The organism is Plantactinospora sp. KLBMP9567 (genome assembly GCF_033446045.1).
Taxonomy (GTDB): domain Bacteria; phylum Actinomycetota; class Actinomycetes; order Mycobacteriales; family Micromonosporaceae; genus Plantactinospora.
In genome coordinates, this window is record NZ_JAWQRR010000044.1 from 107,106 (window position 1) to 130,280 (window position 23,175).

Below are 23,175 nucleotides of genomic sequence, written 5' to 3' on the forward strand. Positions count from 1 at the left end.
CCGCCGCGCTCAGTTGCCGCCGTCCAGCCGGTGCACCAGCTCGGCCACCTCGACGCCGTACTCGTACCACTCCCGGTCGGCCTGGAACCCGAGGTCGGCGTTGACGGCCCGCATCGCCTCGTTGGTCCGGGCGTTCCAGGTCTGCACCTCGGAGAGCTTGGGCTCGGCCGAACGCAGCTCGAAGAGCATCCGGGCCTTCATCGCCCGGTCGATGCCGTAGCCCTGGTGCTCCTGGCCGACGATGGTGTCCCACTGGTCGGCCCGGGTCGGGTGCTGGGCCGGTACGACGACCTCGGTGAGCCCGGCGACCACCCCGGTCTTCTCCTCGATCGCGAGCACGATGTACGGCTTCATCCCGCGCCGGTGCAGGCAGTTCAGGCTGTCCCGGAGGCGCTGCGGATCATGTGAACTCGGCCGTAGGTCCAGGTCGCCGTCGTCAATGTCGCGCGACTCGGCCTTCGCCATGGCGTACGGCTCGATCAAGTCGTCCGGCGGCCCGCCCGGGCAGAACTCCAGACGATATCCGGTGCCGATTCCCTGGGCCATGTCGCCGAGCGCGCCCCAGTCGACCGAGCCGAGCCGCAGCACGCTGCGGTCCTCCTCGTATTCCCGGGCGAAGCCGAGAGCCTCGTAGAACCCGACCGCGGGCGTGTCGCCGATGACCTCGACACCCATCGAACGGAAGCCCTCCTGGTAGGTCCGCCGGGCCGCCGTGGCGATCAGTTTGCGGCCGAGCCCGCGACGCCGGGCCGCCGGGTGCACCATCACCTCGAGTACGCCGATGTCACCCAGCAGGAGTACGTGGGTGTGCCCGAGGATGCGTCCCGGCTGCCCGTCGGCCGAGGGCTCGTCCTGGATGACCCAGGAGATCCGGCGTTCGCCGGGCATCACCTCGCAGAGGTACTCCCGGAGCATGCCGTTCTCCCACAGGGGGTCCTCCGGTAGGTCGGCCGCGAAAACCGCGTTGATCGCGTCCAGGAAGGACTCGATCTCGGCGGCCGGGGCGGTCCGGGGATCCCACTCGCGCACCATCACCCGTCTAGCTTGCCGTCAACCGCAGCCTGGCGAAAGTGCCCAGTTCTTCAATGTGTCGAGGACATTACGCTAAGTCCGACTGTCCGTGCCGTACTTGTTGGCCGCGTTGAACACCGATTGGGCATATGGCCGCACGTCATTGTAGGAAAGGATGGCGCTCCACCAGTCCGAGGCGACCGACAGGTTGCGGCCTCCCTTGCACAGATAGTTACCGGCCGCCAGAGCCGCGTCGTCGATGCTGTGCGGGTTCTCCACCCCGTCGCCGTCGGCGTCGGCCCCGATCTCCTCCCAGGTGGTCGGGATGAACTGCATCGGGCCGACCGCGCGGTCGTAGGTGGCGTCCCGGTCGAGCCGGCCGTCCTCGGTGTCCAGGATCCGCATGCGGCCGCCGTCGCCGTCCAGCGGCAGGCCGATGATCTCGGGAGCGGCTATCCCGTTCGCGCCGAGGATCGCCCCGTTCGCCCGCCCGTGCGCGGATTCCACCTGGCCGATCGCGGCCAGCGTGGTCCAGCGGAGCTGGCAGCCGGGCGCCGTCTGGCCGACCTGCAGTTCGGCGTAGCCGTACGCCTGCATCGCCGTCGTGGAGATCCCGACCCGGGGCCCGATCTGGGCGGCCCAGCCGGCGAGTACGTCCGAGGGGCGCCCGCCGGTCGCGTTCCAGGGCGGCGCCGGAACGCTGGGCGTGCCGAACGCCGGCGGGCTCGGCAGCCCCGAGGGCAGCCCGCCCGGATCGACGGGGAACTCGGGAGCGGCCGGCGAAGGCGCCGGGCTCGTCGCGGCACCCGGCTGGACCGGCCCGGCCTGGCGCGCGGTGGCCGGGAGTAGGAACGCGCCAGCGGCGCCGGTCGCCGCGACCAGGGCGAAGAGCAGGAGCGCCGGCAGCGTGACCCGGCCGCTCGGCCGCTTGGACCAGGCGCGTACCGCCCCGGGTGACGGCCAGCGGGCGACCGCGTGCGCGAACCGGACCCGGATCCGCCGGTTCGGCCCGGCCGGTGCGGTCGCCGGTACGTCGAGGTCGATCACCGTCTCGGCCGGCTTGCCCGTCGCCGGCGGTGTGCTCGCTGGCGTGGGTGTGCCGGCGTTCCCACCGGCGGGCCCGGCGGCGCTCTCGGCCCCGGCCCCGGTGGCCGGCTGCGCGGTCGGTCCGGCGGTGGCGGTCGGTCCGGCGGTGGCGGTCGGTCCGGCGGTGGCGGTCGGTCCGGCCCCGGCGGCCGGCTGCGCCGCGGGTCCGGCGGCGCCCTCGGTCCCGGCACCGGCGGTCGGCCCGGCGGCGGTCGGCCGCTCGGTGGTCGGGCCGGGTTCGGCGGCGGCCTCACCTTCCGACGTGACAGTCGAATCCGCCTCGGAACCGCTGAGCGGATCGGGCCCGGAGTCGACACCCGGATCCGACCCGGAGGCGGCGACCGGGACCGGCGCGGTCTCGGTGACCGGGTCCAACTCGGATTCGGCTGTCGCGCGGTCGGCGGCCGGGCCGGGTTCGGACGCGGTCGGCGAGACCGACCCGGCGACGGTGGCCTTCGGCTCGGCGGGTGTGGCGACCGGCTCCGGCTCGGTGGGCCGGACGGGCTCGGCCTCCGCGCGCGGGCGCGGCACGGTCACCGGCGGTGGATCGAAGTCCGGATCCGGGGCCGCACCCGAGCTGGCCAGCGGCCCGTCGAAGACCGGCGCCGCAGGCCGCAGTGGTCGAGTCGTAGAAATCTCGTCGGGCTCCGCCACCCGTCGAGTATTACCCATCGACCGTCGAACGTCAGGTCTGGCCGTACGCTGTTGGTATGCCCCGGTACGAGTTCCGTTGCCGCGCCTGCGGCGACACCTTCGAAATAAACCGGCCGATGGCCGAGGCCACGGCTCCGGCGTCCTGCCCGCAGGGGCACGACGACACGGTCAAGCTACTGTCGACGGTCGCGTTCACCGGTCGCGGTGGGGCCGGTGCCGCGCCGGCACCGGCCGCCCCCAGCGGCGGCTGCTGCGGCGGGAGTTGCGGCTGCTGAGGCCGTAACCGGCTGTCCGGGCCCGGCCCCCTCCCGTCCCGGAGAGTGAACCTTTTCGACCTCAAACAGCGCGACGCCTCCGCCCCGACTCTCACCTGCGGGCACGGCCGACCGCAGGGGGAGGTGGAAAAGGTTCAGTGAGGACAGTTCGCGACCGTGATGTCGGTTTCGTGGCACAGTCCCCGGTTAGCACCTTGGTACGGGGTCGCGCCGTCCGTTCCTACGATGGGCCAACCCGTAAATATGCGGCAGCATGAACGCGACTTCCAGGGGGCGGGAGGTTCCAGGCATGTCAGCACGGATCCACCTGCCGAGCGGGTTGGTGACGTTCATGTTCACCGACATCGAGGGCTCCACGCGGCTGGCCCAGATGCTCGGTCCGGGCTACCGGCCGGTGCTGAGCGAGCACCGGCGCCTGCTGCGGGCGACGCTGGCCGCCAGTGACGGCACCGAACTCTTCACCGAGGGCGACTCGTTCTTCGTCGCGTTCGCCGACGCCTCGTCCGCGCTGGACGCCTCGCTGGCCGCGCAGCGCGCGCTGAACAACCACGAGTGGCCGACACCGGAGGCCACCCCCCGGGTCCGGATGGGGCTGCACACCGGGCAGGCCGAGCCGCGCGACGGCGAGTACGCCAGCGCCGAGGTGCACCGGGCCGCCCGGATCGCCGCCGCCGCGCACGGCGGCCAGGTGCTCTGCTCCGGCGCGACCGCCAGGCACGCCGCGCCGCTGCCGCCGGGCGCCTCCCTGCTCGACCTCGGCCTGCACCGGCTGCGCGGCTTCGACGACCGGGAGCGGCTCTTCCAGCTCGTCGCCCCCGGACTGGAGCGCCAGTTCCCCCGACCGCGCACCGCCGACGCGATCCCGCACAACCTGCCGACCCAGGTCACCTCGTTCGTGGGCCGCAAGGCGGAGCGGGAGGAGCTGGACCAGCTCATCGACGCACACCGGCTGGTGACGGTGGTCGGCGCCGGCGGGGCCGGCAAGACCCGGCTGGCGGTCGAGCTGGCCGGCGGCGTGGTCGAGTCGTACCCGGACGGGGTCTGGTTCGTCGACATCGCCACCGTGACCGATCCCGGGCTGGTCGCCTTCGCGGTCGCCGCGGTCCTCGGGCTGCGGCCGGAGCCGGGCCGGCCGATGCTGGAGACGCTGGTCGAGTTCGCCGCGTCCCGGCGGATGCTGGTCGTGCTCGACACCTGCGACGCCCAGCCGGCCGCCTGCGCCGAGGTGATCTCGCGACTGCTCGCCGGCGGCAGCGGCGTACGCGTGCTCGCCACCAGCCGGGAGTCGCTCGGGCTGCCCGGCGAGGTGATCTGGCGCATCCCACCGCTCTCCGTCGACCCGGCACCCGGTGGTGGTCCGAGCGAGGCGGTGACCCTGCTGCTCGACCGGACGGCGGCGGCTCGGGGCGGGCGCCGGTCCGGTCCGGCCGAGTCGGCCGACCTGCAACGGGTGGTGACCCGGCTGGACGGGCTGCCGCTGGCGATCGAGCTGGCCGCCGCCCGGCTGCGGGTACTCTCCGCCAGCCAGCTCGCCGAACGGCTGGACGACGTACTCGGTGCCCTGGACGCGGGCCGGGACGACGTGGAACCAGCCCCGGTGCCGGCCCGGGGCTGGGTCGCCAACCAGCAGGACACCGTGGACCTGGCGGCGGCGGCCCGGGGGGTGGCGCCACCCGTCGGCGTCCGCGCGGTCCAGCGCTCGGCCACCCAGCGGCACGTCACCATGCAGGCCACGGTCACCTGGTCATACCGGACGCTCGGCCCCCGGGCCGCCCGGCTGCTGCGCTGGCTGGCGGTCTTCTCCGGCCCCGTCGACCTGGCCACCGTCGAGTGGCTGCTCAACGACGACCCGCTCGACCCGCTGTCGGTGCTGGTCGACAAGTCGATGATCCAGGCCGAGCCGAACGTCTCCGGCAGCACCTACCGGATGCTGGACCCGATCCGGGCGTACGCGGCGCGCCGGCTGGTCGACGCGGGGGAGGAGCAGACCGCCCGGGACCGGCACGTGGCCTGGTCGCTGCACGCGTTGCAGCGGGCCTACCTGGGCCCGGACGACCGGCCGGTCACCCTCTCCCTCTACGCGCTCGACCCGCTCGCCGACGAGCTGCGGGCCGCGCTGCACTGGACCGTCACCGGCGGCAGCGCCCGACAGGGGTTGCAACTGGCCAGTGGGCTGGACGAGTGGTGGCGGGAGCGGGGGCTGGCCCGAGAGGGACGGTTGTGGCTGTTCCGGCTCTACGGCCGGATCGCCGAGACCGGCGAGCAGATTCCCGAGGCAGAGCTGGCGGCGGCGTACCACATGCACTCGCAGCATGCCGGCGCGGACGGTGAGTTCGCCGAGGAGCTGCGCTTCTCGCAGCGGGCCGAGTCGGCCGCCCGGCAGGCCGGAGACGCGGGCCTGCTGATCCGGGTACTTGCCGGCCGGGCCGCGCCGCTGATCGACATGGGACGGTTCGCCGAGGCCGAGCGGGTGTGCCGGGAGGTGATCGCCGAGGCCGAGACGGAGGGCGTGGCCGGCGAGGCGCTGCTCGCCGTCTACAGCCTGGCAGAGCTGTTCTGGCGCCGGGGTTCCCTGGACGAGGCGGCCGAGTTGCTCGGCGCGGCCCGGCCGGTGGAGGCGGGCCGGCCGACCGAGCGCGGCAAGCGCTCCGTCGACATGCTGCTCGGCATGGTGGCGCTGGCCCGGGGCGACCTGGTCGCCGCGCACGACCACCTGGTCGTCGCGCTGCGGTCCCGGATGAGCTATGGCTATCTGGCCAGGGCCTGCGACACGGTGAACGCGATCGCGGTGCGCTGCGCCGGCGGCGGGGACCCGAGATCGGCGGCGCGACTCTTCGGCGCGGCCCAGCTCACCCGCTCGGCGATGCGCTGTACCCCGGGCACCTTCGGGGCGTACTGGCTCCAGGAGCAGGCCTCGCTGCGGAACCTGATGGGTGACACGGCCTTCGACACCGCATACGCGGCCGGCGCCGAACTGACCCTGGAGGAGGCGGCGGCGGTGGCCCTGGAGGTCGACCATCCCGACCTGGCTGCCGGCTCGATCAGGTTCTCCCACGTCGAGACCCCGGCACAGCGCCCACGGCCCCGGGAGAGCGTCGACGCGCCCCGTGAGGTCGAGCACTGAGGCACGCCCACCGATCCGGCCCGCCGAGCGGGGTTGTCGCGGTGGCCGCCGCGCGTGTTCGTCCGAGACGTCGGGACACCCGGAACGGTCGGGCACGATGCCGGAGACGACGATGCTCCCGTACCCCCGAGGGGGCGGGAGCATCGAGGCAGGGTGGTGGTCAGAGGTCCTTGGCGAGGTCGACGAATATCCGCCAGGAGTCGGGGCGGAACGCCAGGACCGGGCCGGTCGGGTCCTTGCTGTCCCGGACGGCGACCACCCCAGGCAGGTTGTCCGCCACCTCCACGCAGGCACCACCGTTACCACCGGACCGGGTCGACGTGCGCCAAACGGCCCCAGTTAAGTCCATATCTTCGACACTTCCTTGATCAGTTCGAGCGATTGTCTGACGGGAAGAGCATAGTTACGCACTACTTCCCACATTCGCACCAGTCTAGCAATTTCGCCCGGTTGATCGACTATTTGCGCCTTGAGCTGATTGTCGGCATACCCCACCCTGCTGTCGTCCGACATCTCGGCGATGATGAACTGTCCGGCCAGCCCCAGATAGATCCCGGTGCTGGCCGGGACGACCTGCACCTGGACGTGGTCCAGTTCCGCGAGCGCGACGATCCGCTCCACCTGTTCACCCATCAGCCCAGGCTGCTCCGGGGCCGGCCGGCGCAGTACCGCCTCGTCGATCACCGCGATGAGCTGCGGCGGGACGTCCCGGTTGAGGATCGCCTGCCGGGCCAGCCGGGAGGCGACGTGCCGGTCGATCTCCTCGGCGGTGAACCGGCCGCCGGCCAGGGTCGCCCGAGCATACGCCTCGGTCTGCAACAACCCCGGCACGTACGCCGGCTCGAACCAGCGGAGCAGCACCGCCTCCCGCTCGATCTCGATCCAGTCCCGCAGCCAGATCGGCGCGCTGTCGAAACTGGCGAGCTTGACCAGGAGCCGGGTGTAGGCGCCTCCGGTCTGGAACGCCCGGTCCACGGCGGCCACGTAGTCGCCGGTCGGTGGCCGGTGCCGCGTCTCCACCGAGCTGACGTGCGTCGGAGAGAACTTGACCGTGCGGGCCCACTCCTCCTGGGTCATGGCCCGGGACGTTCGTGCTTCTATCAACTCCTCGACCAGGAGGTCCACCGCTGCGCCCATCACGCACCCTCCACTCGGAATGTGTCGGTATCTACGCGGCCCACTCATGACTACGCGTACGCCGTGGCTCAACTGCGCAAAGAGGCCGGATCGCCGTCCACAGTAGTTACCTCTGCACCAGACTGTCACCGACGGGACCGCTCCGGGATCGTTTCTGGGGGGAGAGCGGTACCCGCGCGGGGACCGCTCGGAGCCGGCACCGCACGAGCGGTCCCCGCCTCCAGACCGGACGCGGAGGGGGTCGCGAGATGAGCTGGTTACGCCGTACGCCCGATCGGCATCGAAGGGACTGGCGCCGACTCTGGCGGTACTGCCGGTGTGGCCACCGATGGAGATGTCCCGGCTCGACCGCTGCGGCATGGTCGGCCCGGCCGCCGTCGCCGCCGTGCCGGATCTCCGAGCCCGCCGACCCGCCGCCGGCGCCGATCCGGGGCCGGCCGACGAACCAGCGGCTCACCTGGGAACGGCCCGTCGGCAGTCGGGCCGGTCGGGGCGGTCAGCCGGATCGGGCTGGTCAGCCAACGCGGGCAGGGCAGCCGGGGGCGGTCCGCACCGGGCAGCCGACAGCCGCCGGGGGCGGGTTCGGCCGGAACGCCGGACGGCGGCGACGTGCCGTGACCGGCGACCCGGGCCGGCCGGCCGAACCGGACTCCAATTCCGGCGCGGGGATCCTCGATGGCGCGGGGATCCTCGATCCGGGCGCACAACCGGGGCAGCTCGACAGTGCGCGCCGGACGGCCCCGACGCCGGGCGGGTCGCGGCGGCGACCGTTGGCGCGACGCTCGATCTGAGCCGGCCGGTCCCGCCCCGGGGGGGGATCCGGGCCGGGGCGGGACCGGCATCGGGACCGGCGCCGACGGCAATCGGCGCCGGTCCCGACCGGATCAGTGAACCTCTTCCGACCTGGACGGCGTGGCCAGTGCGCCCCGACTTTCACCTTTGGGTACCACGGAGGGACCGCGCGGGGAGGTTGGCAGGGTTCACCTTGGCGACGAGTGGCCTGCGGATGTGGAGGTCAGCGGGCCGCGGCCGCGGCGGCGGCCGCCCGGCGCTCACCGTCGGCCTTCAGCTTCGCCGCCTTGTCCAGGTCGGACTGGCTGATGACCAGCGAGCCGAATGCGCGTACGGCCTGGTAGTAGGTCCAGGCCAGGCTGTAGCAGGCCGGGCGGACGAACGCGTTGTACGTCGCGCAGACCCGTCGCAGGTCCTCGTAGAAGGCGCTGTCCAGCCGGGCCTTGTTCGGGTCGAACTGGCCGACCGCCTTGTAGTTGCGGTAGCCGAAGTCGTGCCGATGGCAGGAGAGCTCGAAGTTGAACCCGAGCGGGTTGTCCGGGCTCGACGAGCAGTAGTCGGTGCTCCAGTTGAAGGCGTAGTCGGCCCAGGCGGCCTGGTTGGTGCGGGCGGAGTTCCAGGCGTTGTAGCTGCTGGCGCTGGTCTGGGTCCAGCTCGACAGCACCGATAGCTTCTGTTCGGGGGTCACCGCGGCGGCAGCGGGTGCGGCGAACCCGAGGAGCGCCAGCACCGCGAACATGCTGGCGGTCAGGGTGGTGAGCAGGCGACGGGACAAGGCAGGTACCTCCGGATAGGAAGGGCTCCCTCGTGGGGAGGCCCGGGCGGGGCGGAGCTGTCACCGGTAGGTGATCTACGTGGTGACAGTCTCAGGGCATCGTCGCCCGCCGATCTCTATCCGACCTTTATTTTCGTTGACAGGCGCCAGAACAGGCGAATGCTCCGAGGTGTTGTACCCCGGAGCATTCGCGCGCCAGTGCCGGTCGGTACCGGTGGCGGTGGATCTTCGTCGACGAGGTCCGATCAGCGGAGCACGAACCACGGCGGGCTGGGCTGGCTCTCGTTGGCCAGCCGGTCCAGCGCGGTCACGTAGTAGCTGTACCGTCGGCCGGGTTCGGCGGTGCTGTCCAGCCAGGACTGCACCCCTGCGCCGCCGGCCCGGACGGTGCCGACCAGGTTGCCCGCGTCGGCGAAGCCGCAGGAGCCGGGCAGGTCGATCCCGTCGAACCGGTAGATCGCGTACGAGGTGGCTCGACCGAACGGCCCCAGCCCGTCGGCCGGCTGCCGCCAGCGCAGCCGCACCCCGTCGGCCTGCCGGGACGCGCCGGTCAGCACCGGGAACATCAGCGGCTTGGCGGCCAGGTGCGGCATGGTCGGGATCAGCGCCGGCCGGGAGTAGTGTTCGGCGGCGTAGCGGTCGGTGGCGCCGAGCCGGTTGGCCCGGACCTGCACCGCGCTGAAGTGGATGTTGCCCGCGACCTGCGGATAGTCCCGGTTGAAGGTCAGGTGGTTCGACATCTCGGCCGGGTCCTGCCAGGGCGCCGGCTGCGCCGGGTCGGCGATCTTGTAGTCCGCCTGCCCGATGTAGAGCTGCACCCGGGTGCCGGCGACCACCTCCGACCACCAGGGCACCAGCTTGGCGTAGTCGGCCACCGCGAGGCCGATGTTCCAGTAGACCTGCGGCACGATGTAGTCGATCCACTCCTCCTTGACCCACCTGCGGGTGTCGGCGAAGTTGGCGTCGTACGACTGGGTGCCGTTGGTTTCCGAGCCGAGCGGGTCGACCGCCTTGTTACGCCAGATGCCGAACGGGCTGACCCCGAACTTCACCCACGGCTTGGTCGCCTTGATCCGTCGACCCATCTCCTGGACCAGCAGGTCGATGTTGTGCCGCCGCCAGTCCGCCTTGCTGGCGAAGCCGGCACCGTACCGCTCGAAGGTGGCCTGGTCGGCGAAGTCCTGCCCGGCCGCCGGGTAGGGGTAGAAGTAGTCGTCGAAGTGCACGCCGTCGATGTCGTACCGCTTGACCGCGTCGAGCATGGCGGTCTGGACGAACTGGCGTACCTCCGGGATGCCGGGGTTGTAGTAGAGGCGGGAGCCGGCCGCGTTCTGCGGGTAGGCGACCGCCCACTCCGGGTTCTCCCGGGCTGGATGTCCCGGCGCGAGCTTGTTGACGTCGGCGCCGGCACCGTCCGGCATGGAGATCCGGTACGGGTTGAACCAGGCGTGGAACTCCAGGTTCCGCTTGTGCGACTCGGCGACCAGGTACGCCAGCGGGTCCCAGCCGGGGTCCTGGCCGCGCACCCCGGTCAGGTACTCCGACCACGGCTCGTACGGCGAGGGCCAGAACGCGTCGGCGGTCGGCCGGACCTGCACGACCACGGCGTTGTGGTTCAGTCGCTGGGCCAGGTCGAGCCAGCCGGTGTATTCCGCCTGCTGGGCGGCGATCCGGTCCGGCGCGGTGTAGGACGCCTTGGTCGGCCAGTCGATGTTCACGACGCTCGCGATCCACATCGCCCGGAACTGCCGTTTCGGGGTGGCGGGATCGGTCGCGCAGCCGGTGCTGCCGGCGCGGGTGGGTGCGGTGGTGGTGATCGCGGGTGTGGCGTTCACGGGCGTGGCGGCGACGAGCGAACCGAGCAGCGCTGCGGCCAGCCCGGCGGCTACGAGCCGATATGGCTTCATGCGGTGTGTCCCTTCGTTGGGCTCCCCCGGGGGCGGGGAGGGGCACGGCGGCGCCCGTCGGTGGTTTATACCGACACGCTTATGCCGCTGGAAGGAAATTTTCACACGTGGCCACCGGGCGCAAGCCTTCGATCGACCATGGACTCTCCGCCGTACGGTCCGCCGCCCGCGATCCGCCGTGCCGCCCGGACACCCCCGCACCCGGCCCGCTCCGCTCAGCCGCGCTCCTCTCGGTCGCGCTCGCCCAGGGCGGCCACCCTGACCAGCGCCTCGATCCGGCCCTGTGCCCGGCCGTCCCGGTCGAGCCGCTCGCCGACGATCCAAACCCATTCGTCCTGGTAATAGTGTGAGATGTCGTGCCGGACCTGTTCGACCCGGAGCCGGAGCGGGTAGCCGCCGTACCGCCAGTCCTCCTGACGGAGCTGGAGTACGGTCCCGGCGGCCAGGTCGGGAACTGCGGGCAGCGTGGTCACGGCACCTCCAGGCGACGGGAGAGAGTTGCACAGCGCGGCGTTTGGGGGCGGATGACCGCACTTGACGTCACAGCGTGCTAATTCAGCCGTACCCAGCGCAATGTATCTAACCAAAATTTCAGCTCGATGCGTGGCTGGACGCCCGACCACAACCCGGCCTGTCGGCCCCGATCCGGGCACCCGGGCAACCCGGTGCGAAGATCCCCGCTATGTTGTGGGCGTGCGGGCGGCGGCGATGAGGCGGGGTTGGCGATGATCCACTTTCCCGCCATCCGCAGGGGGCCACTGCGGGCGCTGAGCCAGCGGCTCGCCGCCGCGATCGGCCTCGTGCTGCTGATCGTTACGGTGGTCTACCTCGACCGGGACGGCTACCGTGACTCCAACGAGGACGGGATCACCCTTCTCGACTCCTTCTACTACGCGGTGGTCTCCCTCTCCACCACCGGATACGGCGACATCACGCCGGTCACCCGGGGGGCCCGGCTGATCAACGTCCTGGTGATCACCCCGGCCCGGGTACTGTTCCTGATCATCCTGGTCGGCACCACCCTGGAAGTCCTGACCGAGCAGTACCGCACCAACCTCCGCTTGACGCGGTGGAGGAGGAAAGTGAAGGACCACGTCATCATCTGCGGCTACGGCACCAAGGGCCGTAGCGCGATCTCCGCACTGCTCGAAACCGGCTTCGACAAGCAACGGATCCTCGTCGTCGAGCGTAATCCGGCCGCGATCCGACAGGCCACCTCGGCCGGACTGGTGGTGATCGAGGGGAACGCCACCCGGTCGGCGACGCTGAACGAGGCGCACGTCCGGCACGCGAAATCCGTGATCATCGCGACCGACAGCGACGAGGTCTCCGTACTGGTCACGCTGACCGTACGGCAGCTCACCGCCGGACAGGTCCGGATCATCGCCGCTGCCCGGGAGGCGGAGAACGCTCCGCTGCTGCGGCAGAGCGGGGCGCACCACGTCATCGTCTCGTCGGCGACCGCCGGCCGGCTGCTCGGCGTCTCCACCTCGGCCCCGCCGCTGATCGACGTCGTCGAGGACCTGCTCACCCCCGGCCAGGGCATGGCGCTGGCCATGCGCTCGGCCACCCGGGACGAGGTCGGCGTGTCGCCGCGCCAACTGGAGGCGCTGGTCATCGCGCTGGTCCGGCGGGGCAAGGTGGTCTCGCTCGCCGACCAGGCCGCCACCGCCATCGAGACCGGCGACATGCTGGTGTACGTCCGCGACGACCGGTCCAGCAGCGGCAGCGCCCCTGCCGACCAGTCCCGCTGACGGTCGCCCGCGCTGCCGGCCCAGGCCCGCCGACCGGCGCTCACCGGTCGACGGGTCCGCGATCCTCGACGACCTAGAGGATCGTCCAGGTGTCGCCGCTGTTCAGCAGGCCGGCGAGCTGCTCCTCCGGGGTGCCCGTGCTCTTCGCCCGGGCCGCGTCGAGTTGCCCCTGGACCACTCCGTCGTAGCTGGGCCGGTCGACGTTGCGGAAGATCCCGATCGGGGTGTTGCGCAGGGCGAAGCCGGGCAGCCGGGAGAGCGCGAAGGCGTACGCCGGCTCGGTCACCGTGGCGTCGTGCACCACGATCTCGCTCGCGGGTACCGAGGCGGTCTCCCGGACCTCCAGGCCGAACCCGCCCGGCGGGTGTACGACGCAGAACTGGCCGTCGGAGCCGAAGGTGATCGGCTGGCCGTGCTCCAGCCGGATCAGGTAGTCGTCCCGGGTGGCCGGCTCCTTCAACTGGTCGAAGGCGCCGTCGTTGAAGATGTTGCAGTTCTGGTAGATCTCCACGAACGCCGAGCCCTGGTGCTCGGCGGCGGCGCGCAGCACCGACTGGAGGTGCTTGCGGTCCGAGTCGATGGTCCGGGCCACGAAGGTCGCCTCGGCACCGAGGGCCAGCGAGAGCGGGTTGAACGGCGCGTCCGCCGAGCCGACCGGTGTCGACTTGGTGATCTTGCCGACCTCGGAGGTGGGAGAATACTGCCCCTTCGTCAGCCCGTAGATCCGGTTGTTGAAGAGCAGGATCTTGAGGTTGACGTTCCGGCGTAGCGCGTGGATCAGGTGGTTGCCGCCGATCGACAGCGCGTCGCCGTCACCGGTGACCACCCAGACCGACAGGTCCGGCCGGGAGACCGAGAGCCCGGTGGCGATCGCCGGGGCCCGGCCGTGGATCGAGTGCATTCCGTACGTGTTCATGTAGTACGGGAAGCGCGACGAGCAGCCGATGCCGGAGACGAAGACGATCCGCTCCCGGGGAATCTGCAACTCGGGCATGAACGACTGGACCGCGGCGAGGATCGCGTAGTCACCGCAGCCGGGGCACCAGCGCACCTCCTGGTCGGACTTGAAGTCCTTGGTGGTGAGCTTGAGGGCGACGGGCTCAGGCATTCTTCACGACCTCTTCCAGCATGGTCTCCAGCTCGACGGCGGTGAACGGCAGCCCCCGGACCTGGTTGTATCCAATCGCGTCGACCAGGTACCGGGCCCGGATCACGTGGGCGAGCTGGCCGAGGTTCATCTCCGGGATCACCACCTTCTCGTAGCGGGCCAGCACCTCGGCGAGGTTGGCCGGCAGCGGCGAGAGGTGCCGCAGGTGTGCCTGGGCCACCGGCAGGCCGCGCTGGCGCAGCCCACGGCAGGCCGCGCCGATCGGCCCGTACGTCGAGCCCCAGCCGAGCACCAGCACCCGGGCGTCCGAGTCCGGGTCCTCGACCTCGACGTCCGGCACCTGGATCGCCTCGATCCGGGCCGCCCTGGTCCGCACCATGAAGTCGTGGTTCGCCGGGTCGTACGAGATGTCGCCGGTCTTGTCGGCCTTCTCCAGACCGCCGATCCGGTGCTCCAGCCCCGGCGTGCCGGGGATCGCCCACGGCCGGGCCAGCGTGGCCGGGTCGCGCAGGTAGGGCAGGAACGTCTTGCCGTCCTCGCCGTTCGGCGCGGTGGCGAACTCGACCCGCAGGTCCGGCAGCGACTCGACGTCCGGCAGCAGCCACGGCTCGGAGCCGTTCGCCACGTAGTTGTCCGACAGCAGGATCACCGGGGTGCGGTGGGTCAGCGCGATCCGGGCGGCTTCGAGCGCGGCGAAGAAGCAGTCGGACGGCGAGCGCGGGGCGATCACCGCGACCGGCGCCTCGCCGTGCCGGCCGAACAGCGCCATGTTGAGGTCGGCCTGCTCGGTCTTGGTCGGCATGCCGGTGGACGGGCCGGCCCGCTGTACGTCGACGATGACCAGCGGCAGCTCCAGGGCCACCGCCAGGGAGATCGTCTCGCCCTTCAGCGCCACGCCCGGACCCGAGGTGGTGGTGACGCCGAGCGCACCGCCGTACGAGGCGCCGAGCGCTGCCCCGATCGCCGCGATCTCGTCCTCGGCCTGCATCGTGGTGACGCCGAACCGCTTGTGCTTGCTCAGCTCGTGCAGGATGTCCGAGGCCGGGGTGATCGGGTACGCCCCGAGGAAGACCGGCAGCCCGGACCGGACACCGGCGGCGACCAGGCCCAGCGAGAGCGCGGCGTTGCCGGTGATGTTCCGGTATGTCCCCGGGTCCATCTTCGCCGGCTTGACCTCGTAGCGGACCCCGAAGTCCTCGGTGGTCTCGCCGAAGTTCCAGCCGGCCTTGAAGGCGGCGGTGTTCGCCGCGACCAGCTCCGGCCGGGCCGCGAACTTCCGCTCCAGGAACCGGATCGTCGACTCGTACGGCCGGGAGTACATCCAGGAGAGCAGGCCGAGCGCGAACATGTTCTTGGCCCGCTCGGCGTCCTTCTTCGAGACGTCGTGCTCGGCCAGCGCGCCGACGGTCATCGAGGTCAGCGCCACCGGGTGCAGCACGTAGCCGTCCAGCGAGCCGTCGTCGAGCGGGCTGACCTGGTAGCCCACCTTGGCCAGGTTCCGCTTGGTGAACTCGTCGGTGTTGACGATGATGTCGGCCCCGCGCGGCAGGTCGGCCAGGTTGGCCTTCAGCGCGGCGGGGTTCATCGCGACCAGGACGTTGGGGGCGTCGCCCGGGGTGAGGATGTCGTAGTCCGCGAAGTGCACCTGGAAGCTCGACACTCCGGGTAGGGTGCCGGCGGGGGCGCGGATCTCCGCGGGGAAGTTCGGCAGCGTCGAGATGTCGTTGCCCAGTTGAGCGGTTTCCGAGGTGAATCGGTCGCCGGTGAGCTGCATGCCGTCGCCGGAGTCGCCGGCAAACCGGATGACCACCCGATCCAGTTGTTGGACCTGCTTGCTCACTGCTGCACCTCGCTTCGCTCGGCCCGGTCGGACGGGCTGAGCTCAGGGGTGACCTCGCCTTGCTCGGCCACATGTCCTCCTTGAGCGCCGGTGGCGGGTTGGCGGTGGTGAGGCCGGGCCCGCTCCAGTCCTTCATTGCAGAGCCTACGTCGATGGTTAGGTGATCCTTGCCCAAGGTCCGTCACATGGGACGCTGTAATGGCAGCATTAGCGTGCTTTCGCCCCACCCGGAAAGCAGTGTCGTTATCCAGATCACCGAACTCCGGACGTCGAATTCTGCGGGGTAGAAACCCGACACCGGGCGGTAGGCTGCCGCACATGACCGGATACCTGGGGTCGTACGCGACGCTGGGGCTGCTGCTGCTCGCCAGCGTACTGGTCTTCGTCGGGGCGTTCGCCGCCAATCGGGTGCTCAGGCCGGCCCGCCCCGCGGACCCGCCCGGCAAGCGGACCAGTTACGAGTGCGGGCTGGACCCGGTCGGCAGCGACTGGGCGCAGATGCAGATCCGCTACTACGTCTACGCCTATCTCTACGTCCTGTTCGCCGTCGAGGCGGTCTTCCTCTTTCCCTGGGCGGTGGTCTTCGACCGGCCCGGGTTCGGCCTCGTCACGGTGATCGAGATGGCCATCTTCGTCGCCGTGCTCGCTCTCGGCATCCTCTACGCCTGGCGGAAGAACATCCTCCGCTGGACGCAGTGAGCCGGGCGGGCCGGGCGTGACCGGGGGTCCGCAGGGTCTGACGAGCGCGGTCCGGCAGGTCTGACCGGTACTGCCAGGCAGGTCTGACCGGAGCCGGGTCAGGCCAGTCCGCGCCGGGAGACCGCCGGGGGGCGGTCGCCCCGGATCGAGGCGACCATGTCCAGCAGCCGCCGGGTCGGGCGTACCTGGTGCGCCCGGAACACCCGGGCACCCAGCCAGGCCGAGATCGCGGTGGCCGCGAGGGTGCCCTCCAGCCGCTGGTCCACCGGCAGGTCGAGGGTCTCTCCGACGAAGTCCTTGTTGGACAGGGCCACCAGCACCGGCCAGCCGGTGCCGGTCAACTCGCCGAGCCGTCGGGTGATCTCCAGCGAGTGCCGGGTGTTCTTGCCGAAGTCGTGCGCCGGGTCGATCAGGATGCCGTCCCGGCGTACCCCGAGCCGGACCGCCCGGTCGGCGAGCCCGGTGACGGTGTCGAGCACGTCGCCCAGCAGGTCGGGAAAGGCCGCCCGGTGCGGCCGGGTACGCGGAGCCAACCCGCCCGCGTGCGAGCAGACCAGTCCCACCCCGGTCGCGGCGGCCACCTCGGCGAGCGCCGGGTCGGCTCCGGACCAGGTGTCGTTGAGCAGGTCGGCGCCGGCCGCGATCGCCTCGACGGCCACCTCCGCCCGCCAGGTGTCGATCGAGATGACCACGTCCGGGAAGGCGGCCCGGACGGCGGCGATGGTGCCGACGGTACGACGGATCTCCTCGGCCACATCCACCTCGGCACCGGGCCCGGCCTTCACCCCGCCGATGTCGATGATCTCCGCACCCTCGGTCACCGCCCGCTCCACGGCCCGTAGCGCGCTCTCCGCGGCGAAGGTCACGCCCCGGTCGAAGAACGAGTCCGGGGTACGGTTCACGATCGCCATCACGGCGAGGTCGCCGGGCGCGAACGTGCGCCGCCCCAGTCGAAGCGCGTCCGCCATCCACTCCTCCTCCACCGTCTTGGCGCTGATCACGCTAGTCGGCCGCGGACCGCCGTACCCGTGCGGGCGCCGGCACGGGTCGGCGGCCCGCAGCCGGGGTGCCGTGAGCGCCGACAGGCAGGGTTTCACCGGGTCCTCCGGAGGATGCCCCGTCCTTCAGTGCGGGGAGGAATCCGGACTGCGCCAGGAGCGGCCCGGCGGAGCCGGGACGGTCCGAGGGCGAAGCCCGCTGGCCTGCGGCGTGTCGCGTTACTCAACTCGCCCCCTCGGATGGACTTTCGAACATGCGTACGGCGTACAAGTGTCGGGTCTACCCGAGCCCCCTGGTCGTCGTCGACCGCCGGCACCCCAGCTCGAAGACCTGCTCGGTGTGCGGGCACCTGCTCGCCACGCTCTCCCTCGGGACACGCCACTGGACGTGTCCCGACTGCGGCACCCCGGCACGACCGGGACGTCAACGCGGCCAAGAACATCGTTGCGGCTGGTCGAGTCGTAGCCGGGAGCGATGCCGGCGATGCCTGCCTCCCGTCCTTTCGGGCGGGGAGGAAGTCAAGCCTGTCGAAGAATGACCGGGGTGGCGGGGTCGCCCGGCCCGGCTCGCCATGCCACCATCGGCGGATGGGTCAGGTTCTGCTCCTCTTGGTCGTGGCGCTGACCGTCGCGGCGGTGGTCTTCGGGGTGACGGTGCTGGTGACCGGCTCCGATCCTGGGCTGGGCACCGCCGAGCCGGACGGTCGGGCGGTGCCGCTGCCCGGCAACCGGCCGCTGCTGGAGACCGACGTCGGGCAGGTCCGGTTCGACCTGGCGCTGCGGGGTTACCGGATGGCCCAGGTCGACCAGGCGCTGCGCCGCACCGCGTACGACATCGGCTACAAGGACGAGTTGATCGGGGTGCTCCAGGCGGAGGTCACCGCACTGCGGGAGGGACGGCTGGACGACGCCGAGGTGCTCCGCCGGGCCCGGGAGGCGGCTCTCGTACCGGCCGGGTCGGCCGGGGCCGCGCCGGACGCCGTGGTCGACAACTCCTCGGCCCGTACGCTGGCCGCCGCGGCGACGACCGGCGGGATCGGGGTTCACTCGTCGCCGGTGCCGCCGGTCAGCGGCCCGGCTGACGCCGCCGGCGGTGTCCCGAGCGGCTCCGAGCACCGGTCCGGGCTGGCCGAGCCGGCGCCGCTCGAGTTCCAGCCGGTCGAGTTCGGGTCCGAGCCGTCCAGCCGGCCCGAGCCCGCTCCGGCGGAGCCTGCCGCGCCCGCGACGGACGACCGGGCGGACGGCGACGAACCGGCCCCGACCCGGCCGGTCCGGGCGGGGGGTTCCGTGATCGAGGCCGAGGACGGCGACCTGGCCGAGGCCACCGCACCGATCGGGTCGGCCGCCAGCAACGGATCGAGCGATTCGACCGGCGACGGCGAGGACGACCGGCCGGTGCCGGCGGACAGCGCCGTCGAGTCGGCCGAACCGGTGGACGGGAGCCCGTCCGGGACGGTCGGGCGGCCGGTGCGGGCGGACGCCGCCGACGAGTCGGACGAACCGGCCGACGGGGCGCCGACCACCCGGGTCGGGCGGCCGGTGCAGGCGGACGGGGCAGCCGGGCCGAGTGGACCGGCGGAGCAACCGGAGCGGGCGTGAGCGCCGCCGACCCGGGCGGTGTGGATCCGGACGGCACCGAGGGGCTCCGGGCAGCGGCCCAGCCCGGCGCCGGAGAGGTCACCGCGACGGTCATCGTCGCGGCCCCCGCACCCCGGGTCTTCGCCGCGCTGACCGCCTGGGAACGGCAGGGCGACTGGATCCCCTTCACCCGGGTCCGGCTGGTGGAGGGGGACGGGGGCGAGGGCAGCCTGGTGGAGGCGGTCACCGCGGTCGGGCCGGCCGTGCTCCGCGACGAGATGCGGGTGGTCCGGGTGGACCCGCCGTACGAGGTGCGGGTGGTGCACTGCGGCGGTCTGCTGCGCGGCCCCGGGGTGTTGCGCTGCACCCAGATGGCCGAGGACCGGACCCAGGTGGTCTGGCACGAGTGGTTCCACCTGCCCGGTGGCTCGGCCGGGCGGGTGGCCTGGCCGGTGCTCTGGCCCGGCTCCAAGTTCGGCCTCACCCAGGCGCTGAAGCGGTTCGCCCGGCTGGTGGAGCGCGGCCAACTGCCCTGACCCCGGCACCATCCGGCCAGTGCTGGGACGGCGGCGGTGGTGCTGGTCACCGGCAGGTTGTCGGCCGGTTGGCCTACCGTTGGCGCCGTGACTGATCTGGTGACCGGCGACGACGGGCTGGCCCGCTGCCGCTGGGGCGCGAGTACCCCGGACTATGCCGTCTACCACGACGAGGAGTGGGGCCGGCCACTGCACGGCGACGACGCGCTCTACGAGCGGCTGACGCTGGAGGCGTTCCAGTCCGGGCTCTCCTGGCTGACCATCCTGCGGAAGCGGCCGGCGTTCCGGCTCGCCTTCGACGGGTTCCACCTGGAGACCGTGGCCGGTTACGGCGACGCGGAGGTGGCCCGGTTGATGGCGGACGCCGGCATCGTACGGAACCGGGCGAAGATCGACGCGGCGATCGCCAACGCGCGGGCCGCGCTCGACCTGCCGGACGGGCTGGCGGCACTGCTCTGGTCGTTCGCCCCGGCCGCCCGGGCGGCCCGGCCCCGGTCCTTCGCGGAGGTGCCCGCGATCACCGCGGAGTCGACCGCGATGGCCAAGGCACTCCGGAAGCGGGGCTTCCGGTTCGTCGGCCCCACCACGGCGTACGCGCTGATGCAGGCGACCGGCATGGTCGACGACCATCTCGACGGTTGCCACGTGAAGCGGCCGCCCGCCGCCGTGATGGGATAGCGGCATGAGTGCAGCGGGTTCGGCCCGGACGTGGGCCGTCGTCATCCCCGGTGAGCGCTACGAGGCCGAGCGGCTCTTCCACCACGACACCCTGGAGCTGACCGGCCACAACGGCGGGCCCCGGCCCGGCCCCGGCGACCCCGTCCTGGTGGTCCGCGACGAGCGGCCGCCGCTGGTGGTCGCGTTCGGCCGGGTGATCGCCGCCGATGGCGTCGAGGAGCGGGATCCGGACGATCCGCAGTCCGGACCGGGCGAGACCGCGGCGCTCGCGGTGACGTACACCCGGCAGGTCTTCGACGCGCCGGTCCCGGCCGACCGGCTCGCCCTCGACGGCCCGGTCACCCCGGTCGACCCGGCGGTCTACCAGGAGCTGGTTGGGCGGGTCGGCCCGGCACCGGAGCGCCGGAACTACCTGGTCAGCCTGGACCTGCCGATCGAGGCGGGGTCACCGGCCGAGGCGGTCCGGCTGTTCTGGGCGTACGTCCAGGAGCTGGGCCCCCGCGAGCTGCCGGCGTTCGTCGCGCCGTCGGACGACGAGCTGGCGATGCAGGCGTTCGTGCTCGGCGTCGAGGCCAACCAGGACCCGGAGGAGGACGAGGACTGACCCGGCCCCCGCCCCGGCGGCGGTCAGGTCAGCACCCCGGGGAGCCGGCCCCGCCAGCCGGCCAGCACCTGCTCCGGCTCGGTGTCGAGGACCCGCTCCAGCAGACTGCCGTAGACGTCCCGGAAGTCGGTGGTGAACCGCAGGTCTCCGTCGTCGAGCTGGGTCAGGCTGGGCGGTTCGCCGTGCAGGCCGCCGCGTACCCCGGCGCCGAGCAGGAAGACGTCGGAGGCGGTGCCGTGGTCGGTGCCGTCCGAGGCGTTGGCCCGGACCCGGCGGCCGAACTCCGAGTACACCGCCACCACCACCCTGCGCCCGGCCTCGGTGCCGGCCATCCGGTCGACGAAGGCGGTCAGCGCCTTGTCGACCTGGCCGAGCAGCACCGCCTGGAGTTGCTTCTCGTCGGCGTGCGTGTCGAAGCCGCCCAGCGAGACCGAGAAGACCCGGCTCGACACCCCGGCCTCGACACACTGCGCCACCAGGTCGAGTTGGGCGGCGAGCGAACTGCGCGCCCCGCCGGTCGCGGTCGCGGCCGGCCGGTCGTCGTCACCGCCGTCGTCGGCCTCCTCGGTCGCGGCGGCGTCGCGTACCTCGGTGATCATCGCGTCGACGGCGCGCAGGTCGGCGAAGCAGGCGGCGGCCCGAGCCTGACCGGCCGGTTCGCCGGGCTCCGCCACCGCGAGCTTGGCCAGCGTCGGGTCGCCGACCGGGCGGCGGGCCTTCCGCTCGGTGACCGGTACGGCGGCACCCGCGCTGCGGGCACCGGCGAGCAGCGGCGGCAGGGTCGGCTCGAAGGAGACCGCGAGCCGGGGGTCGCCGCCCGCCCCGTCCAGCCAGCGGCCCAGCCAGCCGGTGTGCTCGGGGCGGTCGGGGTGGGCGGTCTGCCAGATGTCCATCGAGCGGAAGTGGCTGCGGTCGGGTGTCGGATATCCGACACCGCGTACGATGGCCAGCCTGCCCTCGCCATACAGCCGGTGCAGCCCGGCCAGCGCCGGGTTCAGCCCCACCCGGTCGTCCAGCCGCTTCACCTCGTCGGCCGAGTACGCCAGCTCGGGGCGGGCGTCCTGGTAGGCCGGGTCTGCGTACGGGACGACGGTGTTCAGGCCGTCGTTGCCGCCGTACAGGGTGACCAGAACCAGGGTACGGGCCTGCGGGTCCCGGTCACCGGCCGTGTCGAACAGGTCCGACAGGCCGTACGCGCCTGCGCCGGCCGCGAGCGCTCCCGCCCCGGCCACGCCACTGGCGAGCAGGAACCTGCGTCGGGTGAGGATGTCCATCCGCTCGTCTCCTCCTCGTCAACTGACGGTGTACTCGGGGCTGACCAGCCCGGCGACCAGCAGCCGGCGCGGGTCGTCGGCCAGCGGGGCCAGGGCGGCCAGGGTGCGCGGCGTCCACCGGTCCACCACCAGCAGCCGGGCCAGCGCCTCCGGCCGGTCGTCCCGGGCGGTGCCGGCGAGCCGCCGGGTCACCTCGGGGGCCGCCGCTGCGGCCAGCAGCGCGGCCAGCCGCATCCGGGCCTGCAACGACGAGGTGGTCAGCCAGGCCGGACCGGCCGGCCAGCCGCCGACGCTCGGCGGTCGCAGCGGCACCTGGTCCATCCCGGCCAACCGGTTGGCAAGCTCCCGACGCTGCTGGTCAGGGAGATTGCCGGGGCGGATGCCGAGCTGGCGCATCGCCCCGACCGCCCACTCCACCGGCTGCTTCACCAACCCGCCCCGGGCCTGCCCGAACTCCGGCGCGGTGAAGAGCGCCCGGAGCACCTCGGTGGTGGTGCCGGCGGTTCCGGCCAGCGCCTCCGGCGGCGGCACGTCGGCGCCGGCGAACCGGGCCCAGAGCCGGGCCGCGACGAAGGCGGCGGCCTCGGGGCGGGCGGCCAGCAGCCGGGCGTACGAGTCGGCGTCGAACGCCGCCGTCCGGCCGAGGATCGTCTTCCCGGCCGGATCGTGCCGGCGCCGGACGAACCGCGCCTCGCCGGTACGCCGGTCGACCTGCCAGCCGGTCAGCGCCCGTGCCCCGGCCCTGACGTCCGCCTCGGTGTAGTGCCCGATGCCGAGGGTGAACAGCTCCATCAGCTCCCGGGCCAGGTTCTCGTTCGGGGCGGTACGGGTGTTCTTCTGCCCGTCCAGCCAGAGGATCAGGGCCGGATCCCGCACCATCTCCCGGACCAGTGCCTCGAACGGCCCCCGACCGTACCGCCGGAAGGTGTCGAGCTGCCCGAGCATGAGCTGGGCGGACTTGACCTTGCGTACGCTGGTCGCCCAGTGCCCGTGCCAGAAGAAGACCAGCTTCTCGGTGAGCTGGTGCTCGGCGGCGACCATCCGGTCCAGCCACCAGTCGACCAGCCCGCGCGCCTGTTCCGCCCGCTTCTTCTGGGCCTGCTGCCGCTGCTCCCGGCCGGACTCCTTGGTGATCCCGGCGTACGGGTCGGCGCCGAGTTCGGGCGCCGTTGTGGCCGCCGCGCCGGGGTCGGTGCCGACCGGGCTGAGTAACCGGTCCAGCGTGGCCGCCAGCCCGGCGCGTCCGGCCGCCTCCACCTCGGCGGCTGTCGGCCCGAAGGTGGCGCGGCGCAGCAGATGTACGACGGCGTCCCGATCGACCATGCGGCCGACCCTAGGCCGGTTG

General features: G+C 72.3%; 19 protein-coding genes and 2 pseudogenes. 9 read left to right on the forward strand and 12 right to left on the reverse strand.

Annotated features, from left to right (window positions below):
* Window positions 1-9: 9 nt before the first annotated feature.
* The gene (locus R6Y94_RS33585) at window positions 10-1,032 is read right to left on the reverse strand and encodes a GNAT family N-acetyltransferase (RefSeq protein WP_318400346.1); all 1,023 of its coding nucleotides are present in this window, start codon (window positions 1,030-1,032) and stop codon (window positions 10-12) included.
* A 72-nt stretch (window positions 1,033-1,104) separates the two neighbouring features.
* Window positions 1,105-2,372, reverse strand: a pseudogene (locus tag R6Y94_RS33590) (lytic murein transglycosylase).
* A gap of 435 nt (window positions 2,373-2,807) precedes the next feature.
* On the opposite strand from R6Y94_RS33590, the gene R6Y94_RS33595 reads away from it, so the two are divergent.
* Both R6Y94_RS33595 and R6Y94_RS33600 read left to right on the forward strand, forming a co-directional pair.
* A complete protein-coding gene (locus R6Y94_RS33595) occupies window positions 2,808-3,026 on the forward strand; it encodes a zinc ribbon domain-containing protein (RefSeq protein ID WP_318400204.1) in 219 nt (72 codons plus the stop codon).
* Window positions 3,027-3,315: 289 nt separating this feature from the next.
* Window positions 3,316-6,150 (forward strand): ATP-binding protein, encoded by a 2,835-nt coding sequence (locus tag R6Y94_RS33600; RefSeq protein ID WP_412102937.1) that lies wholly within the window; start codon window positions 3,316-3,318, stop codon window positions 6,148-6,150.
* A gap of 160 nt (window positions 6,151-6,310) precedes the next feature.
* Here R6Y94_RS33600 and R6Y94_RS33605 read toward each other — a convergent pair whose 3' ends face one another.
* The 5 genes from R6Y94_RS33605 to R6Y94_RS33625 all read right to left on the reverse strand — a co-directional run bounded on the left by R6Y94_RS33605 (window position 6,311) and on the right by R6Y94_RS33625 (window position 11,234).
* On the reverse strand, window positions 6,311-6,499 hold the full coding sequence (locus R6Y94_RS33605) for a DUF397 domain-containing protein (protein WP_318400206.1): 189 nt from the start codon (window positions 6,497-6,499) through the stop codon (window positions 6,311-6,313).
* Window positions 6,490-7,287: a helix-turn-helix transcriptional regulator gene (locus tag R6Y94_RS33610; protein ID WP_318400208.1), complete on the reverse strand. Its 798-nt coding sequence runs from the start codon at window positions 7,285-7,287 to the stop codon at window positions 6,490-6,492. The genes R6Y94_RS33605 and R6Y94_RS33610 overlap by 10 nt, the downstream gene beginning before the upstream one ends.
* Window positions 7,288-8,302: 1,015 nt before the next feature.
* Window positions 8,303-8,854, reverse strand: a complete 552-nt coding sequence (locus R6Y94_RS33615) for a phospholipase (RefSeq protein WP_318400210.1) — start codon at window positions 8,852-8,854, stop codon at window positions 8,303-8,305.
* Window positions 8,855-9,099: 245 nt separating this feature from the next.
* Window positions 9,100-10,761 (reverse strand): glycoside hydrolase family 10 protein, encoded by a 1,662-nt coding sequence (locus R6Y94_RS33620; protein WP_318400212.1) that lies wholly within the window; start codon window positions 10,759-10,761, stop codon window positions 9,100-9,102.
* A 215-nt stretch (window positions 10,762-10,976) separates the two neighbouring features.
* Window positions 10,977-11,234 carry a hypothetical protein gene (locus R6Y94_RS33625; protein WP_318400213.1) on the reverse strand — a complete coding sequence of 86 codons (258 nt, stop codon included), beginning with the start codon at window positions 11,232-11,234 and terminating at the stop codon, window positions 10,977-10,979.
* A 252-nt stretch (window positions 11,235-11,486) separates the two neighbouring features.
* Here R6Y94_RS33625 and R6Y94_RS33630 point away from each other — a divergent pair, with 252 nt between their 5' ends.
* On the forward strand, window positions 11,487-12,515 hold the full coding sequence (locus R6Y94_RS33630) for a potassium channel family protein (protein ID WP_318400215.1): 1,029 nt from the start codon (window positions 11,487-11,489) through the stop codon (window positions 12,513-12,515).
* Between the two features lie 73 nt (window positions 12,516-12,588).
* Here R6Y94_RS33630 and R6Y94_RS33635 read toward each other — a convergent pair whose 3' ends face one another.
* Window positions 12,589-13,623, reverse strand: a complete 1,035-nt coding sequence (locus R6Y94_RS33635; protein ID WP_318400217.1) for a 2-oxoacid:ferredoxin oxidoreductase subunit beta — start codon at window positions 13,621-13,623, stop codon at window positions 12,589-12,591.
* Entirely contained in the window at window positions 13,616-15,397 is a 1,782-nt protein-coding gene (locus R6Y94_RS33640; protein WP_412102946.1) for a 2-oxoacid:acceptor oxidoreductase subunit alpha, read from the reverse strand. The genes R6Y94_RS33635 and R6Y94_RS33640 overlap by 8 nt, the downstream gene beginning before the upstream one ends.
* A 384-nt stretch (window positions 15,398-15,781) precedes the next feature.
* Here R6Y94_RS33640 and ndhC point away from each other — a divergent pair, with 384 nt between their 5' ends.
* A complete protein-coding gene (gene ndhC / locus R6Y94_RS33645) occupies window positions 15,782-16,162 on the forward strand; it encodes an NADH-quinone oxidoreductase subunit A (protein WP_318400221.1) in 381 nt (126 codons plus the stop codon).
* Between the two features lie 98 nt (window positions 16,163-16,260).
* Here the strand turns inward: ndhC and folP are convergent, their stop codons facing one another.
* Window positions 16,261-17,130 (reverse strand): dihydropteroate synthase, encoded by an 870-nt coding sequence (gene folP, locus R6Y94_RS33650; protein ID WP_318400348.1) that lies wholly within the window; start codon window positions 17,128-17,130, stop codon window positions 16,261-16,263.
* A gap of 284 nt (window positions 17,131-17,414) precedes the next feature.
* Here folP and R6Y94_RS45400 point away from each other — a divergent pair, with 284 nt between their 5' ends.
* The 5 genes and pseudogenes from R6Y94_RS45400 to R6Y94_RS33670 all read left to right on the forward strand — a co-directional run bounded on the left by R6Y94_RS45400 (window position 17,415) and on the right by R6Y94_RS33670 (window position 20,556).
* Window positions 17,415-17,699, forward strand: a complete 285-nt coding sequence (locus R6Y94_RS45400) for a zinc ribbon domain-containing protein (RefSeq protein WP_412102938.1) — start codon at window positions 17,415-17,417, stop codon at window positions 17,697-17,699.
* A 49-nt stretch (window positions 17,700-17,748) separates the two neighbouring features.
* Window positions 17,749-18,297, forward strand: a pseudogene (locus tag R6Y94_RS45405) (DivIVA domain-containing protein); the annotation flags it as partial.
* 458 nt (window positions 18,298-18,755) lie between these two features.
* Window positions 18,756-19,274: an SRPBCC family protein gene (locus tag R6Y94_RS33660; RefSeq protein WP_318400223.1), complete on the forward strand. Its 519-nt coding sequence runs from the start codon at window positions 18,756-18,758 to the stop codon at window positions 19,272-19,274.
* Window positions 19,275-19,361: 87 nt separating this feature from the next.
* Complete coding sequence (locus tag R6Y94_RS33665; RefSeq protein WP_318400225.1) at window positions 19,362-19,952, forward strand: DNA-3-methyladenine glycosylase I; 591 nt, start codon at window positions 19,362-19,364, stop codon at window positions 19,950-19,952.
* A 4-nt stretch (window positions 19,953-19,956) separates the two neighbouring features.
* On the forward strand, window positions 19,957-20,556 hold the full coding sequence (locus R6Y94_RS33670; RefSeq protein ID WP_318400226.1) for a hypothetical protein: 600 nt from the start codon (window positions 19,957-19,959) through the stop codon (window positions 20,554-20,556).
* A 23-nt stretch (window positions 20,557-20,579) separates the two neighbouring features.
* Here R6Y94_RS33670 and R6Y94_RS33675 read toward each other — a convergent pair whose 3' ends face one another.
* Together R6Y94_RS33675 and R6Y94_RS33680 are read right to left on the reverse strand one after the other, a co-directional pair.
* Entirely contained in the window at window positions 20,580-21,830 is a 1,251-nt protein-coding gene (locus R6Y94_RS33675) for a DUF1501 domain-containing protein (protein WP_318400228.1), read from the reverse strand.
* An 18-nt stretch (window positions 21,831-21,848) separates the two neighbouring features.
* On the reverse strand, window positions 21,849-23,153 hold the full coding sequence (locus R6Y94_RS33680) for a DUF1800 domain-containing protein (RefSeq protein ID WP_318400230.1): 1,305 nt from the start codon (window positions 23,151-23,153) through the stop codon (window positions 21,849-21,851).
* Window positions 23,154-23,175 lie beyond the last annotated feature (22 nt).

Bases quoted from the DNA above. Each gene is read 5' to 3' on its own strand.
- R6Y94_RS33610 (WP_318400208.1), bottom strand. From the start codon at position 7,287: ATGGGCGCAGCGGTGGACCTCCTGGTCGAGGAGTTGATAGAAGCACGA.
- folP (WP_318400348.1), bottom strand. From the start codon at position 17,130: ATGGCGGACGCGCTTCGACTGGGGCGGCGCACGTTCGCGCCCGGCGAC.
- R6Y94_RS33680 (WP_318400230.1), bottom strand. From the start codon at position 23,153: ATGGTCGATCGGGACGCCGTCGTACATCTGCTGCGCCGCGCCACCTTC.
- R6Y94_RS33675 (WP_318400228.1), bottom strand. From the start codon at position 21,830: ATGGACATCCTCACCCGACGCAGGTTCCTGCTCGCCAGTGGCGTGGCC.
- R6Y94_RS33605 (WP_318400206.1), bottom strand. From the start codon at position 6,499: ATGGACTTAACTGGGGCCGTTTGGCGCACGTCGACCCGGTCCGGTGGT.
- R6Y94_RS33585 (WP_318400346.1), bottom strand. From the start codon at position 1,032: ATGGTGCGCGAGTGGGATCCCCGGACCGCCCCGGCCGCCGAGATCGAG.
- R6Y94_RS33670 (WP_318400226.1), top strand. From the start codon at position 19,957: ATGAGTGCAGCGGGTTCGGCCCGGACGTGGGCCGTCGTCATCCCCGGT.
- R6Y94_RS33635 (WP_318400217.1), bottom strand. From the start codon at position 13,623: ATGCCTGAGCCCGTCGCCCTCAAGCTCACCACCAAGGACTTCAAGTCC.
- R6Y94_RS45400 (WP_412102938.1), top strand. From the start codon at position 17,415: ATGCGTACGGCGTACAAGTGTCGGGTCTACCCGAGCCCCCTGGTCGTC.
- R6Y94_RS33630 (WP_318400215.1), top strand. From the start codon at position 11,487: ATGATCCACTTTCCCGCCATCCGCAGGGGGCCACTGCGGGCGCTGAGC.
- R6Y94_RS33595 (WP_318400204.1), top strand. From the start codon at position 2,808: ATGCCCCGGTACGAGTTCCGTTGCCGCGCCTGCGGCGACACCTTCGAA.
- ndhC (WP_318400221.1), top strand. From the start codon at position 15,782: ATGACCGGATACCTGGGGTCGTACGCGACGCTGGGGCTGCTGCTGCTC.
- R6Y94_RS33640 (WP_412102946.1), bottom strand. From the start codon at position 15,397: ATGCAGCTCACCGGCGACCGATTCACCTCGGAAACCGCTCAACTGGGC.
- R6Y94_RS33600 (WP_412102937.1), top strand. From the start codon at position 3,316: ATGTCAGCACGGATCCACCTGCCGAGCGGGTTGGTGACGTTCATGTTC.
- R6Y94_RS33620 (WP_318400212.1), bottom strand. From the start codon at position 10,761: ATGAAGCCATATCGGCTCGTAGCCGCCGGGCTGGCCGCAGCGCTGCTC.